The 17921-nt window shown below is 57.0% G+C and carries 10 protein-coding genes and 1 pseudogene; 6 read left to right on the top strand and 5 right to left on the bottom strand.

The window, feature by feature from the left end; genetic code table 11:
• Window positions 1–62 precede the first annotated feature (62 nt).
• The 3 genes from AKU94_RS15535 to AKU94_RS15545 all read right to left on the bottom strand — a co-directional run bounded on the left by AKU94_RS15535 (window position 63) and on the right by AKU94_RS15545 (window position 4499).
• Window positions 63–1010, bottom strand: coding sequence for a hypothetical protein (locus tag AKU94_RS15535; protein ID WP_050528188.1), 948 nt, complete (start codon window positions 1008–1010; stop codon window positions 63–65).
• Between the two features lie 190 nt (window positions 1011–1200).
• Complete coding sequence (locus tag AKU94_RS15540) at window positions 1201–2226, bottom strand: glycosyltransferase family 2 protein (RefSeq protein ID WP_050528195.1); 1026 nt, start codon at window positions 2224–2226, stop codon at window positions 1201–1203.
• A 23-nt stretch (window positions 2227–2249) separates the two neighbouring features.
• On the bottom strand, window positions 2250–4499 hold the full coding sequence (locus tag AKU94_RS15545) for a glycosyltransferase family 2 protein (protein ID WP_083445089.1): 2250 nt from the start codon (window positions 4497–4499) through the stop codon (window positions 2250–2252).
• A gap of 248 nt (window positions 4500–4747) precedes the next feature.
• On the opposite strand from AKU94_RS15545, the gene AKU94_RS15550 reads away from it, so the two are divergent.
• Window positions 4748–6955 (top strand): glycosyltransferase family 32 protein, encoded by a 2208-nt coding sequence (locus tag AKU94_RS15550; RefSeq protein WP_050528189.1) that lies wholly within the window; start codon window positions 4748–4750, stop codon window positions 6953–6955.
• 125 nt (window positions 6956–7080) lie between these two features.
• Here AKU94_RS15550 and AKU94_RS15555 read toward each other — a convergent pair whose 3' ends face one another.
• Window positions 7081–8298: an acyl-CoA dehydrogenase gene (locus AKU94_RS15555; protein ID WP_050528190.1), complete on the bottom strand. Its 1218-nt coding sequence runs from the start codon at window positions 8296–8298 to the stop codon at window positions 7081–7083.
• Window positions 8299–8383: 85 nt separating this feature from the next.
• On the opposite strand from AKU94_RS15555, the gene AKU94_RS15560 reads away from it, so the two are divergent.
• The 3 genes from AKU94_RS15560 (at window position 8384) to AKU94_RS15570 (ending at window position 13255) form a co-directional block, all read left to right on the top strand.
• On the top strand, window positions 8384–9310 hold the full coding sequence (locus tag AKU94_RS15560) for a LysR family transcriptional regulator (RefSeq protein WP_232295780.1): 927 nt from the start codon (window positions 8384–8386) through the stop codon (window positions 9308–9310).
• Between the two features lie 256 nt (window positions 9311–9566).
• Complete coding sequence (locus AKU94_RS15565; protein ID WP_050528191.1) at window positions 9567–10733, top strand: RsmB/NOP family class I SAM-dependent RNA methyltransferase; 1167 nt, start codon at window positions 9567–9569, stop codon at window positions 10731–10733.
• 212 nt (window positions 10734–10945) lie between these two features.
• Window positions 10946–13255 (top strand): hybrid sensor histidine kinase/response regulator, encoded by a 2310-nt coding sequence (locus AKU94_RS15570; RefSeq protein WP_083445090.1) that lies wholly within the window; start codon window positions 10946–10948, stop codon window positions 13253–13255.
• Here AKU94_RS15570 and AKU94_RS15575 read toward each other — a convergent pair.
• Window positions 13252–13857, bottom strand: coding sequence for a hypothetical protein (locus tag AKU94_RS15575; RefSeq protein WP_050528192.1), 606 nt, complete (start codon window positions 13855–13857; stop codon window positions 13252–13254). The genes AKU94_RS15570 and AKU94_RS15575 overlap by 4 nt on opposite strands.
• Before the next feature lie 179 nt (window positions 13858–14036).
• Between AKU94_RS15575 and recA the strand changes: the two genes are divergently transcribed.
• Both recA and alaS read left to right on the top strand, forming a co-directional pair.
• Window positions 14037–15110 carry a recombinase RecA gene (gene recA / locus AKU94_RS15580; RefSeq protein ID WP_050528193.1) on the top strand — a complete coding sequence of 358 codons (1074 nt, stop codon included), beginning with the start codon at window positions 14037–14039 and terminating at the stop codon, window positions 15108–15110.
• 135 nt (window positions 15111–15245) lie between these two features.
• Window positions 15246–17902: pseudogene (gene alaS / locus AKU94_RS15585) on the top strand (alanine--tRNA ligase).
• Window positions 17903–17921: the final 19 nt, after the last annotated feature.

Consider the following 17921-nt stretch of genomic DNA (forward strand, 5'->3'; position numbering starts at 1 on the left):
TTTTCCAGATGCAAAAGCGCCCCTGAGGCTGCGAAGCTGTGGATTGTTTTTGGCCGCCCCGGTCAGGTTTTCTCGGCGCTACCGTTCTTTTCAAGCTTTTCCAGATGCTTGCGAAACACTGGCGCGCGCAATCGCTGGGTTACCGATCGGCAGATCATCGCCTCTCGTCCGGGTTGTTTGGCAAGGGTGCAGGCGCGCAGGATCCGGCGCAGGTAGGGACCGTAATTTCGCCGCTCTCGCCAAAGCTGGTTGAAGTAGTGGGGGGTCAGCCTGCCGTCGCAGGCGGATTTGATCAACTTTGGCAAAATGCCCATCTCGGCAAGGTTGGTTGCTACATCATCGCCCAGTAGTGGTGTTTTCAGGGCCGTGACCCATGGTTTACGAAACAGGGCGGCATGCATGGCATCAAGGCGGCTATAGGGATCGTGGACGGTAAACACCTGCGTCGCCCCTTCGGTCATATCGGGGGCATAGCCGTAGCGGTCGTTGAAATTCAGCCGCCGCGCCTTTCGGCTGCGGGTATCCCATCCCGCTACTTGTGGGTCGAGCGTGGCGCGCGGCTGTAAGGTCAGCACCGTACAGCCCGGCGCCGCCACAGAAAAGGCTGCCGCAGCATAGGCCCCCATACCAGTGCCAACAAAAACCACGCGATCAAATTCATCAAAGAAGCATTCATCGACCAATTGGTCGATATACGCATAGACGTGCGGATCACGGTACCAAGAGTCGCCCTCGCTCAACAGGCTCAGATGGGACCAGCCGTTCTGGGTTGCCTGGCCAAAGATGCCGGGCATCGTTCCTGGCTCAAGCGCCTGAATATCTTCCAGCCGATCAAAGCTGATCACAAGTGTCGGGCCGTCCTCATTGAATACCGCCCAATGCGACGTGCCGATCGTATCGAAGGACCCGAGTTCCTCACCCATATTCCGCAAAAGCAACAGCACGTCATCGCGGCCATGCATCGAATCCGATTCCCCCGCAGAAGGCTTCTTTTCGTCAATATATGGCATTTGGTTATCCGCCCAATCATTAATGTCCTCGCCGCAGCGATTGCCCCACCGTTATGGCCTTACTGCATGGCGCAATCGGGCAGAGAAAAAGGCAGTACCGTGACATTTAGTACAGACACCGGCGGTGCACACACGGACGCAACGGCTGAAACCGACTCAATTGGTAACTACAGGTGTCGTTAACCTCTCGTTAACCTTTTTGAGCCGCGTGTGACCATATTAGTTTGGCCTGTGTTGCAGTCAGGCAGCGGGTGGGGGGACACATCAGCAACCGCCCGAAAAGGCTGCGCCAGGTTTCATGCTGCATCAAGGCGGCAAAGCGGTCGTGGCGCCATTTGACAGCTGTGTGGTGCAGGGCTGCAAGTGTGGCGTCGGTTTTGAGCGCGGCCAGAAGCGGAGCGCTGCGTGGGGAGATCTCTGCGATTGTGCTATCTTGAACATCGCAAAAGTTCCGCTCCACCCAATAGCCCATATCAAAGACAGAGGCATCCCGGTTCGCCCGCCCCCGATCGCATTTGAGCATATAGCTTTCCATCGCGCCCAAAGCGTAATGGTTCATCTGCACGATCTGGTAATTGTCGCGGCCAAAGGGGGTTAAGATACGGGTGCGGTGAAACTCGGGGGGCAGCTCACGGCCTGACCCGTCGAACCAGCGTTGGCGGGTGATGTCATCGGGGCTGCGGGGGCGGTGAACACCCAGTTTGCGGTAGCTGCCATCATTGCGAAACAGCGTCTTGAACAGGGCTGCGCGCCACGGCCAATGCAATACTGCTGGTGCGGCACGGGTAAAGACCTCGGTCATGGGCGCATCACGAAAACGCACCACACCGGCATTGCCGAACATGCGCCATGTCATCGGGATCGCCGTCGCATCGGGCAGGGCGGTCAAAAGCGCGCTCAGGCTGCGGTCCCCGACATGGATATTGACGAATTCATCAATATCGCAAACCAGGATCCAATCGGCCTTTTTGACCAAAGGATGTTTGTCCGCGGCCTTGAGGGCTGCCCATTGTGGGCCTTCCTCATGCGGGCCGTCATTGCGGATATGGGTCAGAATGCCCATCTCTTGCAGCCGGTCCAGCATAAGGTCGGTGCCATCGCTGCACTCATTGGAAAAGACCAGAAAATCGGTAAAGCCGCAGGCCTGATGATGGGCCAGCCATTCCAACAGGAATGCCCCCTCGTTGCGCAGGATCAGGACCGCGAGGAAACGCATCGCCTTTGTTTCCTTATCGCGGCTCAATGTTCTGCCTCCCCCTTGTGATCGACGGTAAAGAAGTAATCAGGGGGCAGATCGCGCTGGTGCATATCTTCGGGGATCACGGCAGGGCCTGCCGAAAATACCGCCGAGCCGAAATGCTGCTGCATCTTGCACAGGGCCTGCATGCGCGGGCCGGTCAGCTCTGCATAAAAGTTCCGGTAATTTTGGGTCTGCATCAGCTCGGTGATCTTGGCACGGTGGCAGGCAACGCTATGGTCATGTGCCGCACGAATGTCAGGATCGGCCAGCAGGGCATCCGTCTGCTCGCGCAGCGCGGGGATCATGCGCTGGATGCTGTGATCCCTGTCCATGTTGTGGTTCATCCGAAACCAGTAATTCAGCCCCTGATCCCGGTCAACATGGTTCACCCGGCCTCGGTCGCGCTTGACCAGAAAGCTTTGGGCAGAGCGCACGGCATAATGGTTCAACTGCACCCAGTCATAGCCATATGTCTCCAGCGTTGACCGCCAGCCATTGCGAAACATGCTGCGCGGCAGGGGGCGCCCCGAGCCATTCAGCCACTTCACCTGATCCCAAAGATCGGGCACCAAGCCCTTGGGCCGGTGGACACCCAGCTTTTTATACATATCGATATTGCGGAAAAGCGTTTTGAACCCCCAGGCCTGATGCGGTTTGCGGATCACCTCTGGCGCGCAAGCGGTGAATTGTTCCGTGATGAAACGGTCCTCGTATTCATGCACATCATCATTGCCGAACAAGCGCCAGGTCAGCGAGATCATATTCGCCTCACCCATCGCCTTATAAAGGTCGGGCAGGGTGCCATTGCCGATCTTGATGTTGATAAATTCATCCACATCCATGCAGATGCCCCAGCCACAGTTTTGCATGACCGGCTCGGATTCCGCGGCTTGAAGCGCGGCATGTTGCGGCTTCAGATCGCCGCCGGGGGTAAAGGGGTTGATGCGGTGCTGCACGATGCCCTTGGCCTGCAACAGGTCCAACATGGTATCGGTGCCATCGGTGCAATCATTGGTATAGATCAGGAAATCATCCACCCCGATTGCAAGGTGATAGGCCAGCCATTCCAGAATAAACGGCCCCTCGTTTTTCATCGTGGTGACAATCGCGGTGCGCCCCCCCTCCGCGGCCGCTTTGGGCGCGGGTTTTATCTTGGAGACGGGGGCGCGGACGGGTTTATGGTCAAAAACATCCCTTGCCATGGCGATCAGGCTGTCTTGTTCCACCAGCGAGGTCTTTGGCGCAAGTTCGGATGCGCTGCGCCCCGGTATCTTGATCGCCATTGCGCGAAAGAAAGGCACGGCGCGGTTTGGTTCGGGGTTGGTATAGGCCACCCGCATCATGCGCCATGTATTCGAAAGACCTGCCTTTTGCGGCGTCACCCCCCAGCGGACCATCGGTTTGGTCACGTCAAAACCCGCACAAATATGGTCGGGGATGCGGGGGGCGGTGTTATTGCGCACCCGCCAAGGATAGACCCGCGTTCCGGCCAGAAAGACAGCCCCGTTTTTGGCACTGTCACACAGGTCGAATGCGTCGGGGGCCCCCTTGGGCCTGGGGGCCAGAAAGTCGGGAATATCCAGTGTCAGAACGGCACGTGCATCCTGCAAGAAGCGCCATTTGACCACCTCATAGATCAGCGGCTGCCCTAGCGGGGCGCGCCACGGATCGGGGGCGGGCGGCTCCATCCGGTCCTTGCCGGGGGCGTCGGGGGCAAGGAAGACGTCGTTCTCAGGGCCGAAACCGGATTTGCCCATGGCGATGGGGCAATCCAGAAGCACCACGCGCATATCGATGCCTGTGGCTGTCAATGCGGCGGCCAGCCCCGTGCGAAAACTGTATTCGGGCAGACGGTTGATGATAACGGCCCCCGTGGCGCCGTGATGGCGGGCGTGATAGGTCAACCATTCAACAACCTGCGCGACGGTTTCCGACATCCGAAAACCAAGCAAACAGTTGCGACCGGCCAGAAGTGCAGGCTCTGCCAAGGTTGGTTCCAGCGTCAGGATGCTACCATCTGTGCGCGCCAGATGCACCGTATCAGAGGCCTGAACGGTGACCATTGCCGCGCCCGATACATCGCGCAGATCCAATGGCAGGGCAGAGCCGGCGCGGGCATCCGGTGCAAAGGCTCCGACCCCGACACCTGCACCAAAGAACATATGCACTTGGTCAGGCGACACCCGCACGCAATCCAGCAAAAGCCCTGTCCCCGCGAGCATCCGCGCGCCAAGTTGGCGGTGGATCATGGTGCAGGATCCCTCAGTGCCTTGATTGCCCACAGATTTCAAATTCCCTTGCCTCGGATGCGCTTTTACATGCGGTCAAACCCGCCATTTCCTTGATTTTTAGCATATGGCGGGAATACGGTCCAAGTAAACTCATGCGGGATTTTCTATACTTCATTGGCAAAACACCATAATTTCGCCAGAGTAGCGCGGATACTGGGCGCTACTCGTCTTTGAATTGAAAGGCGCAAAGGGCAGGGCATTTGCGAATGGCACGAACACGCGAGGTTGGTACGCTTTGGATCGGCGGGGCGCTAAGCTGGATGGAACAGCTTTGCCTGAAAAGCTTTGTGGACAAGGGCCAAAAGATCACGCTTTTCTCTTATGAGGAGGTCGCGAATGTGCCCGATGGTGTAACCCGCCGCGATGGCCGTGAGATCCTCGATACCGATGATTTTATCAAGTACGAGAAAAAAGACAGCTTTGCGCTTTTTGCCGATTACTTCCGGCTTCATATGATTCGCAAAAACCCGGGCATGATCTGGGTGGATACCGATGTCTATTGCCACCGGGTGATGGATTATGACAGCGATTACGTGATGGGATTCGAGCTGCCGGGGGGGCGGCGGGTGAATAACGCGATTCTGGGCCTTCCGGCCGAGAGCGCGGTTTTGCAAGAGATGTTGGCATTCACAGAGGATCGCTATTCCATCGCGCCCTTTCTCAAGGAGGCTTTGCAAAAGGAATATCGCGCGGCGGCTGAGGCGGGCAGGCCAGTGCATGTCTCGCAGCAACCTTGGGGGGTGTGGGGCCCGCTGATGGTGACGCATTTCATTCACAAGCACGGTTTGGCGCATGAGGTGCAACCGCTAGCGGCCTTTTATCCGATACCCTTTCCCCAGCGCTTGAAATTCCTGCGCCGCCAGTCCGAGGTTTTGAACCTGTTGACACCCGAAACGACTGCGCTGCATCTCTGGGCCTCTAACAAACGAGAACTGGATCTGCGGCACAACGGTATCCCGCGCAAAGGCAGCTATTTCGCAGAGCTGTTGCAACGCCATGATATACAGCCGCAAAAAGCCCCCCTGACGGGCCGCGGCCGAAGGAGGTTCGACGCAAATCTGCTGGATGATGTTGATTTGAAACAGGTAACCCGTTTTGCCGATATTGGCGGGAACGCCCAGACGATGGCCCTTGCGGCCTGGGTCAAATGGGGGTGTAGCATTGACCTGATCGATATTGGCCGAAACGGGCTCTGGCCCGATGGGCCGTCAGATTGGGTTGCGCGCTACCGGCAATTCCTGACCGATCACGGTGTGCCTTTTGACCAGATAAATCTGTGTGGCAAAGAGGATGATTTGCGACCGGCAGAGGTGGTTACCAATCTGACGGGCTTTGGCGATCTTTACCGCATTCCGCCATTGGGGCCGGTTCTTGACCATGTGCTTGCCCCCGGTGGATGCCTGATATCCGATATCCGCAAAGGCTCGGGCGGCTATCCGTTCTTTCGTCCGCGCGGTACGCTTGCACGGCTGTCCACACGCAAAGATGCGGGGGGCGAGGTGCATCGTGTCCTGTTAACCGCGCATAAGGACACCCCGCAATCCCCCGATGCTGATCGAAGCTGGGCCGAGATTGCGCAGGGCCTTGCGGGCAAGGAGGGATTTTACCGTGAGGGCGGCGACCATGCGATGTTGTTTATCAAGCGTTCCGATACGCTTGTCGTGACCTTTGACAACCTCGATATTGCGATGGAAAAACGCGAGGATCGGCGGCCTTGGGGCTTTGCCTTTGTGGAGAAACAGGGCTGGTCGATGCTGGGGGTGACGGCGGCGGGCTGGACCTGGTTTCGTGACCCTTGGGTTTATGCGCAGTTTGACGCGCTGAAAGACACAGGTTTTTTCAAACAGTTCAAACGGGTGGTGTTTTACGGTGCCTCGATGGGGGGCTATGGGGCTTGTGCTTTTGCGGCGGCCTGTCCGGGTGCGGATGTGGTCGCGATCTCGCCGCAATCAACGCTGGACAAGACGCTGGTTCCTTTTGAGACACGTTATAAAACCGCATGGGATCGGGATTTCTCGGGGCCTTATGGCGATGCGGCCAAGGTCTCGGCCGCGGCGGGGCGTGTGACCTTGATCTATGACCCCTATGAGCCGCTGGATAGCGGGCATGTCGCGCGGTTTATGGCCGGAAATGTGGTGAGGCTGCGCGCGCCGCTTTTGGGGCACCGGCTGGGGTCAAGCTTGCAGCAGATGGGGATATTGTCGCTGATTGTTCTGGCGGCATTGAACGGAACACTGACCGAGGCCGATTTCTATCAACGCCTGCGTGCGCGAAAGCAGTTCGGCCGCTATCAAAAAGAGCTGTTCAACCGTGCGGTGTCCAAGGGCCATCCCGAGCTTGCCCGCAGGATGGGGCGATGGGTGCTGACGCATGGGGGAAACCGGCATATCCGCAAGGCGCTGGAAAAATTGTAGAGAGGGGCGCTCCCGCCATTCGTTGACGCGTGCCGCGTCGCCTCAAGGTTGGGCCAGGCCGCGCGCGCGGGCGCGCGGCAAGACACCTGCCACATAGAATGCTGCAGGTGTTCGGGAGGCAGGCGTTAAAAGAACGCCTGCAAGCCGGTGATCGCGCGGCCAAGGATCAGCGCGTGTACGTCATGCGTGCCTTCATAGGTGTTGACCGTTTCCAGGTTCACCATATGGCGCATGATCTGGTAGTCTTCCTGAATGCCGTTTCCACCGTGCATATCGCGCGAATTGCGGGCAATCTCCAAGGCCTTGCCGCAGTTGTTGCGCTTGACAATAGAGATCATCTCGGGCGCTGCATTGGCGCTGTCCATCAGCCGTCCGACCTGCAAGGAGGCCTGCGTGCCAAGGGCGATATCGGTCATCATATTGGCAAGTTTGAGCTGATAGATCTGGGTCTGGGCCAGCGGTTTGTTGAACTGCTTGCGGTCCAGCCCGTATTGACGCGCGGCCTGCATGCAGAATTCCGCCGCGCCAAGAACGCCCCATGAAATCCCGTAGCGCGCGCGGTTGAGACAGCCAAACGGACCTTTCAGCCCTTCGACATTTGGCAGCAAGGCATCCTCGCCCACTTCGACATCCTTCATCACGATCTCGCCGGTGATGGAGGCGCGCAGGCTCAGCTTGCCGGTGATCTTGGGCGCCGATAGTCCTGCCATGCCTTTTTCCAGCACAAAGCCGCGGATCTTGCCGCCATGCGCCTCGGATTTGGCCCAGACCACGAAGACATCCGCGATCGGAGAGTTGGAGATCCACATCTTGGCGCCGTTAAGCACATAGCCATTCGCGGTTTTCTTGGCGACGGTTTTCATGCCCGCCGGATCGGAACCCGCGTCAGGCTCGGTCAGGCCAAAACAGCCGATCCACTCGCCACTTGCCAGTTTCGGCAGGTATTTCTTGCGCTGCTCTTCGGAGCCGTAGGCATAGATCGGGTACATCACCAAGGACGATTGCACCGACATCATCGAACGGTAACCGCTGTCGACACGCTCCACCTCACGCGCGACCAAACCGTAGGCGACGTAAGAGGCACCGATGCCGCCGTATTCCTCAGGGACGGTCACGCCCAAAAGCCCCATCTCGCCCATCTCGCGGAAGATCTCGGGGTCGGTGCTTTCGTCGCGGTAGGCGGCAGTCACACGCGGTTGCAGCTTTTCCTGGGCATAGGCACGGGCGGCATCGCGCAGCATCCGCTCTTCCTCGGTCAGCTGGGCATCAAGACGGAAGGGGTCTTCCCAATCGAAACGGTTGAGATCCGGGGCGTCTTTGGCTTTGAGTGTCGGCTTGTCCATTGCGGGCTCCATTCCATCAATTACATTCCAGTTAACGCCAAACGGGCGGTTTTTCAAATGAAATAGCTTTGCAAGTTCATGAGTAATGCGCATAAACTGGGGCATGCGCCACGCCTATACCCCCAGCCTGCCCGAGCTTCAGGCCTTTGTCCAAGCCGCCCGGACCGGCACCGCAACGCGTGCGGGGGCCGCACTTGGGTTGACGCAAAGCGCGATCAGCCGTGCGCTCAACAGTCTTGAGGCGCGCTTGGGGGTGGCGCTGTTTCACCGCATCCGCCAACGTCTTGTTTTGTCGGATGCAGGCCGCGCGCTTTTGCCCGAGGCCGAGCGGATGCTGGCCGATCTGGATCGCGCGGCGCTGACGGTGATGTCCTTTGGCGGCCACCGTGATGTGCTTCGGCTGGCGGTGCTGCCGACATTTTCCGCCCTCTGGCTGATCCCGCAGCTGTCGGATTTTGCGGACCTCGCGCCCGAGGTGACGTTTGATATGACCGCCACGCTGACCCCGCTGGATTTTGATCGTGACCCCCGCGATGTGGCGATCATCCGCGCACAGCCCCCCTTGCGCGGGGCATCGGTCGATGTGCTGGCCGAGGAGCGGCTGGTCGTGGTCGCCGCCCCCGCGCTTTTGCCCGAAGGGGATGTGCTGGAGGATGCGGCCCTGGCGCGGCTGCCATTGTTACAACAGGCCACGCGCCCGAACCTTTGGCTTGATTGGTTCCTGAATGCGGGTCTCGATCCGATCACCATTCTGCGCGGGGCGCGGTTTGAACAATTCGGCATGGTGCTGGCCGCCGCACGGGCGGGACTTGGGCTGGCGCTGGTGCCGGAAATGTTTGTGGGCGCGGATCTGGCCTCGGGGGCGTTGCGACTGGCCTCGGCGCGCTCAATGGCCTCGGACACGCCCTATGTGCTGACCTATCCTGAGCGCAGCATGGACATCGCCGCATTCCACCGGTTTCGGGACTGGGTGTTGGGTGGGGCGGGCGAGGGTCGCATTGACCAGAGTTAGCTGGCCTGCGAATACACGAAAAGCGCCGCAGGTACTTGTTGGACATGAATTACCAACCCTGTCTGGTACGGTGATTGCATTCGGCAAGAATGCACTGCAGAAGGGCATATTCGAAACCCGAGAACAGTTTACTGCCCGGAACCGATTGCGAATTGAGGTAAGCGGGGCCAAGAAAAGACTCGAGTTTTCTGATGGAAGCGGCAAGGTTATCCCGCGCGATCTTAACCCAGATATTTAGGCCCGAGAGAAGAAAATAATGACACCAGCAGCACGGATTAACGCCGCAATCGAATTGCTTGACCTTATCCAATCAGGAGAGCTGGCGGATCGGGCCCTTGCAAGCTGGGGCCGCAACAATCGGTACGCCGGGTCCAAGGACAGAGCAGCAATTGCGGATATTATATATGATGTGCTTAGGAATAAGCAGAGCTTTTCTGCGCTGGGGGGCGGCGGTTCAGGGCGAGCGCTCTTACTCGGCTATGTGCGCGCATCAGGGCAAGATCCGGAAACCATTTTCGGCGCAGATCGCTATGCGCCGCCCAAGCTGGCGGATGACGAGCTTGCTTCTGGCGGCTTGAGTGGCTCTTGTGGCGAAAACAATGATTTTCCTGACTGGCTATGGCCCGAGCTGCTTCGGTCCTACGGCGATAAAGCTGTCGCAATTGCTCAGGCATTGAAAAGCAGGGCCCCCGTCTATCTACGCGCAAATCTTGCGAAACTGGACCGTGATCATGCCATCGCCGCGCTTGGACAGGAAGGAATAATCGCGCAGAGCAGCCCGCTGTCGCCCTCAGCGGTGCAGGTTCTGGAAGGGGAGCGGAAGATCCGGACCTCGACGCTGTTCCAAAATGGTGGGGTTGAGCTGCAGGACGCATCCTCTCAGGCGGTTGCCGATTTGGTCCCACTGCAGGCGGGGCAAAAGCTGCTTGATTTTTGCGCCGGGGCAGGCGGCAAGGTTTTGGCTGTGGCTGGCCGCGTTCGCGCAGATTTCTACGCGCATGACGTCGACACAGGCCGGATGAAAGACTTGCAGCCAAGAGCTTCTCGCGCGGGTGCATCCGTCAAACAGGTTTCAATTGAAGATGTGAAAGAGGAATCACAATTTGACACGGTTCTGGCTGATGCACCCTGTTCAGGCAGCGGGTCATGGCGTCGTGATCCGCAAGGAAAATGGTTGCTGAGTCAGGAAAAGCTTGACCAACTCATTCGCCTACAACATGAAATTCTTGATCAGGTGTCCACGTTTGTTGGACCCCAAGGCCATCTTGTCTATGCGACATGTTCGCTATTTCAAGTAGAGAATGAACGCCAGATAGAGAGATTTTTGGATCGCAACAAGGATTTTTCGCTTGTGTCAGACCACCATTTCACGCCCTTGGAGGGCGGCGACGGGTTCTATTGTGCCGTGCTTGTCAGGACCTGAACGCCAAGGGATCATTGCAGAGCCGTACAAACAGGTGGTGTTGGCAGATGGCCTGTGTTCCGGCGGATTTTGGAAAATGGGAAGGGTTTTATAATTGCCCGCTTTTGGCGATCCGAAAAACACACTACAACCTATAATTGTTTTGGTATGATTAAGGACTGGTTAAGCCTTTGTCCGGTAGGATCACAACTCACTGATAGTTGGAGGAACGGGTGATAAAAGCCTTGGAATTTCGGCGCAGCGTCGCGCATACAGCGCGGGGGCTGGGGGCTAAGCTGTGGTTGCTTCTGGCGCCGGCTGTTGCGTGTTTGGTCGTCAGCTATCTTTCCAACGATATCGGGATCCGCCAAAATGCTGCTGTGGCGGGGATAACTTTTGCGGCCCTTGTTGTGCTTATCCGGGGTTTGGTTTTTTGGTCTGACAGAGGCGATCGTAAACGCGCACGCAATCTTGAGGATCTTGTCGGCAATGATGCGACGCCTTGTTTTTCAACGGATGAATTGGGTGTGGTGCTCTTCTTGAATACCGCAGCCAAAGAGCGCTTTGCAGCGGATGAGGGCAACACCCTCGCCTCGCGGCTGACCGACCATTTTGCAAGTCCGTCTTCCGTTTTGTTCCGGTTACAAAATAGGGCGCGCAATCTTGGTGCGGCGCGCGAAGATGTCGTGACACGGCGCGGGCATACACGGCTTTCGGTTCATGCTTTGGCGCCTGACCGCTTCTTGTGGCGGTTGGAGGAATTTGTTGATCGCCCACAGGCGGGGCGTGGCGCCGAAATGCTAAGCTTGCCCATGCTTGTGGCTAATAAATCCGGGGTAGTGCTGTTTGCCAATGAAGCATCGCGGCGTTTGCTTGGGGCACGGCCCAAGCGTTTGGACCGTGTTTTCAGTTCTCCGGTTCTGCGATCCGGCGAGGAGGTGGAGGTTGCGTCCGCCGACGGGCCGGTGCGTGCGATTTTGGCAGAGGTGACAGGTGCCGGAGATCGTCGGGAGATCTATTTGCTGCCGGTCCGGGAGCGCCCCGATGGCACTGAAATGGTTGCCGATTTTGAAAACCTTCCGATTGCGCTCATCAAGTTCCGGGCCGACGGTTCTATGCGTTCGGCCAATGCTTTTGCTCGTGATCTGACCAAACTGGGAAGCGATGACCTGCCGGTGATCCATGACTTGTTTGAAGGGCTGGGACGGTCTGTCACGGACTGGATGGATGATGTCTTGGCCGAGCGTGTCAACAGCGCTGCAGAGGTGATGCGCCTGCACCGTGAGGGAAGTGACGTTTATGTGCAGGTGGCGCTGCGACGAATCGTTGATAACGGGCGCCCGGGTGTTTTGGCGATATTGCAGGACGCAACAGCTTTGAAGACGCTTGAGGCGCAGTTTGCGCAGAGCCAGAAAATGCAGGCGATTGGCCAACTTGCAGGCGGAATTGCACATGATTTCAATAACCTTCTGACGGCTATTTCCGGTCATTGCGACCTGCTCTTGCTGCGTCATAACCAAAACGACCCGGAATATGCGGATTTGGTTCAGATCCACCAAAACGTAAACCGGGCGGCCAGTTTGGTCGGGCAACTGCTTGCGTTTTCACGCAAGCAAACCTTGAAGCCGGAGCATATCGACTTGCAAGATGTGTTGTCGGATATGACCCATCTCTTGAATCGACTCGTAGGGGAACGTGTGAAGCTTTCCCTCAGCCATGCGACAGATCTGGGCATGATCCGCGCCGATAAACGCCAGTTGGAACAGGTATTGATGAACCTTGTTGTCAATGCACGGGACGCAATGAGCGATGGCGGCGTGATCCGGGTTGAGACTGAGGCCTTGACGCTTGATCAGGATACGCAGCGGGAAAGGGTGTCTCTTCCTGCGGGTGCATATTCGGTCATTCGGGTCATTGATGAAGGATGCGGAATCTCGGAAGATCTGTTGCAAAAAATATTTGAGCCATTTGTCACAACCAAAGGTGTTGGTAAGGGCACAGGGCTCGGACTTTCGACCGTTTACGGGATCGTCAAGCAGTCGGGGGGGTTTGTTTTTGTTGAAAGCGAGGTGGGTAAAGGGTCAATATTTACTCTGTATTTCCCCGTTAACGAGCCGAGTGCCGAAGCTAAATTGGTGAACAAGAAATCGGCCTCTGTTCAGTTGAACAAGCCAGGAGAGGGTGTGGTCCTGTTGGTTGAGGATGAGGCACCTGTGCGGGCATTTGCATCCCGCGCATTGCGCTTGCGTGGCTACACTGTGCTCGAAGCGGAAAATGCAGAGGCCGCACTGACGATGCTTGAGGATCGCTCACTCGAAATTGATGTCTTTGTGACGGATGTTGTGATGCCTGGAATGGACGGACCAGCTTGGGTACGAGAAGCCCTGCGCGAGCGCCCGGATGCACGAGTTGTTTTCGTATCTGGCTATGCGGAGGATTGTCTGTCGGAAAATCAGGCGCGCATACCGAATTCCGTGTTTCTACCAAAACCGTTCTCTTTGAACGACTTAGCGACAGTTGTTCAAGGACAGATGGTACACTAGAATTGTCTCTCGGTCGTGATGCTGTTGTAGAGTGAAAAATCCTCGGATGCGAAGCTTTTCAGTTTTTCTTCGGTTTCTGCTGATAGATCCAACATGCCGGGGGGGGAAACATTCAGGCGGGGAAGGATGATCTCACAGCCTAGGCGATCTTCAAGAAATGTGATGAAGCTGTTTATGTCCTCATACCGAAAAAGATGGTCGACGCCACGGCCTTTTCGCGACCGCAGAAAGCGCGATTGAGAACCGACTGCTGCAAAATCCGGGGGGCTGTTTTGGCAATATGCGCCTACAAACTCCTCAAATGTTTTTCCGAGGGTGCTTTTATTTGGATCGCCAATGTCATCTCTCTGCCGGTAGCGGTACCAGCTTCCCAACCAGTCGCGGGGTTCTCGCATCAGGGCTGCGACGGTGAACGTCTGTCCTGAGGCAACCTCGAAATAGGGACCAAGGAAGCGGTGATAGCGTTGTACAGATGTGTGCTTCAGCACCGGCGGGCGCTGAACGGCAAGTGCCGAAAGGGATTCGAGCGCAGATTCGATAGCAGTTGAGCCGGTTTTTGGCGTTGCCAGAAAGGCAAGTCTTTGATCCCAGAAAACCAGCATGCCGTCCCCTTATAACTTTCTATGATTTTGTAAACTAACCTTTAACCAATTTAGGTAAAGACTGGAAAGATCGCAATTTTAAATAAATCCTCTTGTTTCTTGCTAAACGACATGAGAACAAGGGGAGAACAAAACCGCGATTGCCGCGCCGTCGCGGCTGTGGAATAAAGGGGCGTGAAATGGCTACGGCAAATCTTCTGGACCTGAACGGAAAACGCGAAATGGATAAGGCGAAAGCACTGGAAAGCGCATTGGCGCAGATTGAACGCCAATTCGGCAAAGGCTCTATTATGAAGCTGGGGGCCGACAATGCTGTGATGGATGTTGCAGCGACCTCAACTGGGTCTCTGGGCCTGGATATCGCCTTAGGAATTGGTGGTTTGCCGGAAGGCCGCATCATCGAAATTTATGGACCAGAAAGCTCTGGCAAGACCACTTTGACGCTGCATGTTGTCGCGGAGATGCAAAAAAAGGGTGGTGTTTGCGCTTTTGTGGACGCCGAGCATGCACTTGACCCGCAATACGCAAAGAAGCTGGGCGTTAATCTGGATGATTTGTTGATCAGCCAGCCTGACACGGGTGAGCAGGCGCTGGAAATCGTCGATACTTTGGTACGGTCCGGTGCGGTAAATATCATCGTGGTTGATTCGGTTGCGGCCTTGGTTCCCAAGTCGGAAATCGAAGGCGATATGGGCGATATGCAGATGGGTTCTCAGGCGCGTTTGATGAGCCAGGCGATGCGCAAGCTGACGGCCTCAATCGGGCGCAGTAATTGTATGGTCATCTTTATCAACCAGATCCGGATGAAGATCGGCGTGATGTTTGGCAGCCCCGAAACCACGACGGGCGGCAATGCGCTTAAATTTTATGCCTCGGTGCGTCTGGATATCCGTCGGACGGGTGCAATCAAGGATCGTGATGAGGTCATCGGGAACTCTACCCGCGTTAAGGTTGTTAAAAACAAGGTTGCGCCGCCCTTCAAGCAGGTCGAGTTTGACATCATGTATGGCGAAGGTATTTCCAAAAACGGCGAGCTAATCGACCTTGGCGTCAAGGCTGGCGTTGTCGAAAAATCCGGTTCCTGGTACTCTTATGGGGATGAGCGGATTGGGCAAGGGCGTGAGAATGCCAAGCAATTCATGAAATCGAATCCTTCTGTAGCGCAGGAGATCGAAGATAAGATCCGCGCCTCTCATGGCTTGAATTTTCATATGGATGAATCCGCTGCCAGCGATCCGCTGTTGGAAGATTAACCTGCAATAAGCGATGTGATTTATCGGGGCCGGGGGTATTCATCCCCGGCCCTTCGCATTGCGCTAGTGGACAGTGCTGCTTTGCGTCGTTAAACCAAGGCAAAACCTGCAAATTGCCGGACAAGGGGCCGCCTCATGCCATCGCTAAACGATATCCGCTCTACCTTTCTGAATTATTTTGACCGCAACGGTCACCGGATCGTGGAAAGCAGCCCGTTGGTGCCGCGAAATGACCCGACTTTGATGTTTGCCAACTCTGGCATGGTGCAGTTCAAAAACTGTTTCACGGGGGTAGAACAGCGCGATTATGTGCGCGCAACTTCGGCACAAAAATGCGTGCGGGCAGGTGGCAAGCACAACGATCTGGACAATGTCGGCTACACCGCGCGCCACCATACCTTCTTTGAAATGTTGGGAAATTTCAGCTTTGGTGATTATTTCAAATCGGATGCGATCCCCTTTGCCTGGGAATTGCTGACACGCGAATTCGGCATCCCCAAAGAGAAACTTTTGGTCACGGTCTATCACACCGATGATGAGGCCGCTGATATGTGGAAGAAGGTTGCGGGCCTGACGGATGACCGCATCATTCGTATTGCAACCGATGATAACTTTTGGCGGATGGGGCCAACCGGCCCCTGTGGCCCCTGCACCGAGATTTTCTTTGACCATGGCGACAAGATCTGGGGCGGCCCTCCGGGATCGGCAGATGAAGATGGTGACCGCTTCATCGAGATCTGGAACCTCGTTTTCATGCAGAATGAGCAGCATGCCGACGGCTCTCTGACACCGCTTCCCAAGCAGAGCATCGATACCGGCATGGGGTTGGAGCGGATCGGAGCATTGCTTCAGGGCAAGCATGACAATTATGACACCGATCTGATGCGCAGCCTGATCGAGGCTTCGGCCCATGCTACCAGCACCGATCCCGATGGTCCCGGTAAAATGCACCACCGCGTGATTGCGGATCACCTGCGGTCCACCTCGTTCTTGATTGCAGATGGTGTGATGCCATCCAATGAAGGGCGGGGTTATGTTTTGCGCCGGATCATGCGGCGTGCGATGCGCCATGCGCATCAGCTGGGTGCTCAGGACCCGGTGATGCACCGGTTGGTTCCCGCCTTGGTGCGTCAGATGGGTGCGGCTTACCCCGAGCTGCCGCGGGCGCAGGCACTGGTAGAGGAAACCCTGCGGCTGGAAGAGACCCGCTTTCGCCAGACACTTGATCGCGGCCTGAAGCTGTTGGACGATGAGCTGGCGAAAATTCCCGAAGGTACGGATCTTCCGGGAGCGGCTGCGTTCAAACTTTATGATACTTTCGGCTTCCCGCTGGATCTGACGCAGGACGCGTTGCGCGAAAAGGGGCGTGCTGTCGACACGGATGGTTTCGACGTGGCAATGGCCGAACAAAAAGCCAAGGCAAGGGCCAGCTGGTCCGGCTCGGGGGAGACCAAGGACGCGGCGATCTGGTTTGATCTGGCTGAGGCCCATGGCGCGACAGAATTTCTGGGCTATGACACCGAAACCGCCGAAGGGCAGATTTTGGCGCTGGTTGCTGAAGGGGCCGCGCAGGCCAAAAGCATCAAGGGCCAATCGGTGCAAATCATCCTGAACCAGACGCCGTTCTATGCGGAATCGGGCGGTCAGGTCGGGGATGAGGGTGTCTTGCGTACGACCACAGGTGCGGCCCGGATCACCGATACCAAAAAGAGCCAGGGCCTGTTCATCCATATGGCCGAGGTCACCGAAGGCGAGATTGCCAATGGCCAAGGTGCGACACTGGCAGTAGATCACACGCGCCGCGCTGCCATTCGCGCCAACCACTCTGCGACGCATCTGTTGCATGAAGCTTTGCGCCGCGCCTTGGGCGATCACGTGGTCCAACGCGGGTCGCTGAACGCGCCGGACCGTCTGCGCTTTGATTTCAGCCACGGGCAGGCGGTATCGACCAAAGAGCTTGCGCAGGTTGAGGCCGAGGTGAACAGCTACATCCGCCAGAACGGGGCCGTGGATACGCGGATCATGACGCCTGATGATGCCCGTGCATTAGGGGCTCAGGCGCTTTTTGGCGAAAAATACGGTGATGAGGTTCGCGTGGTATCCATGGGCGCGCTGGATGGTTCCGGCAAGGGCGCGGAGGGGCGGACCTATTCGCTGGAGCTTTGCGGCGGGACACATGTTGGCCGGCTGGGTGAAATCGGGTTGTTTGTTTTGCTTGGCGATAGCGCGTCCTCGGCTGGCGTGCGCCGGATCGAGGCTTTGACGGGGGAGGGGGCTTTGCCTACCTCAAGGAGCAGATGCGCAATCTGGCAGAGGTTTCAGCGGTGCTGAAGACTGCCCCGGCGGATCTTTCAACCCGTGCAAAGGCCTTGTTGGAAGAGCGGCGCAAGCTGGAAAACGAAGTGGCGCAGCTGCGCCGTGAGTTGGCAATGGGCGGTAGTGCATCCGGACCGGAAGCAAAAGAAATCAACGGGATAAACCTGATTTCTCAGGTGCTGACCGGGGTTTCCGGCAAGGACCTTCCCGGTTTGATTGATGAGATGAAAGCACGGATTGGCTCGGGCGCGGTCGTACTGATTGCCGATACCGGTAGCAAGCCTGCGGTTGCGGCCGGTGTGACGACAGACTTGACCGACAGACTCTCGGCTGTTGATCTGGTCAAGGCGGCAGCGGCTGCCCTTGGTGGCAAAGGCGGCGGCGGGCGCGCGGATATGGCGCAGGCAGGGGGCGTTGATATCGACGGTGCAGATGCCGCGATTGCCGCGATTGAAACCATTTTGGAGGGGAAATAAAATGCCGACAGCTTTGTGG

Origin of the sequence: Pseudorhodobacter aquimaris (assembly GCF_001202025.1) — a bacterium.
Classification (GTDB): domain Bacteria; phylum Pseudomonadota; class Alphaproteobacteria; order Rhodobacterales; family Rhodobacteraceae; genus Pseudorhodobacter; species Pseudorhodobacter aquimaris.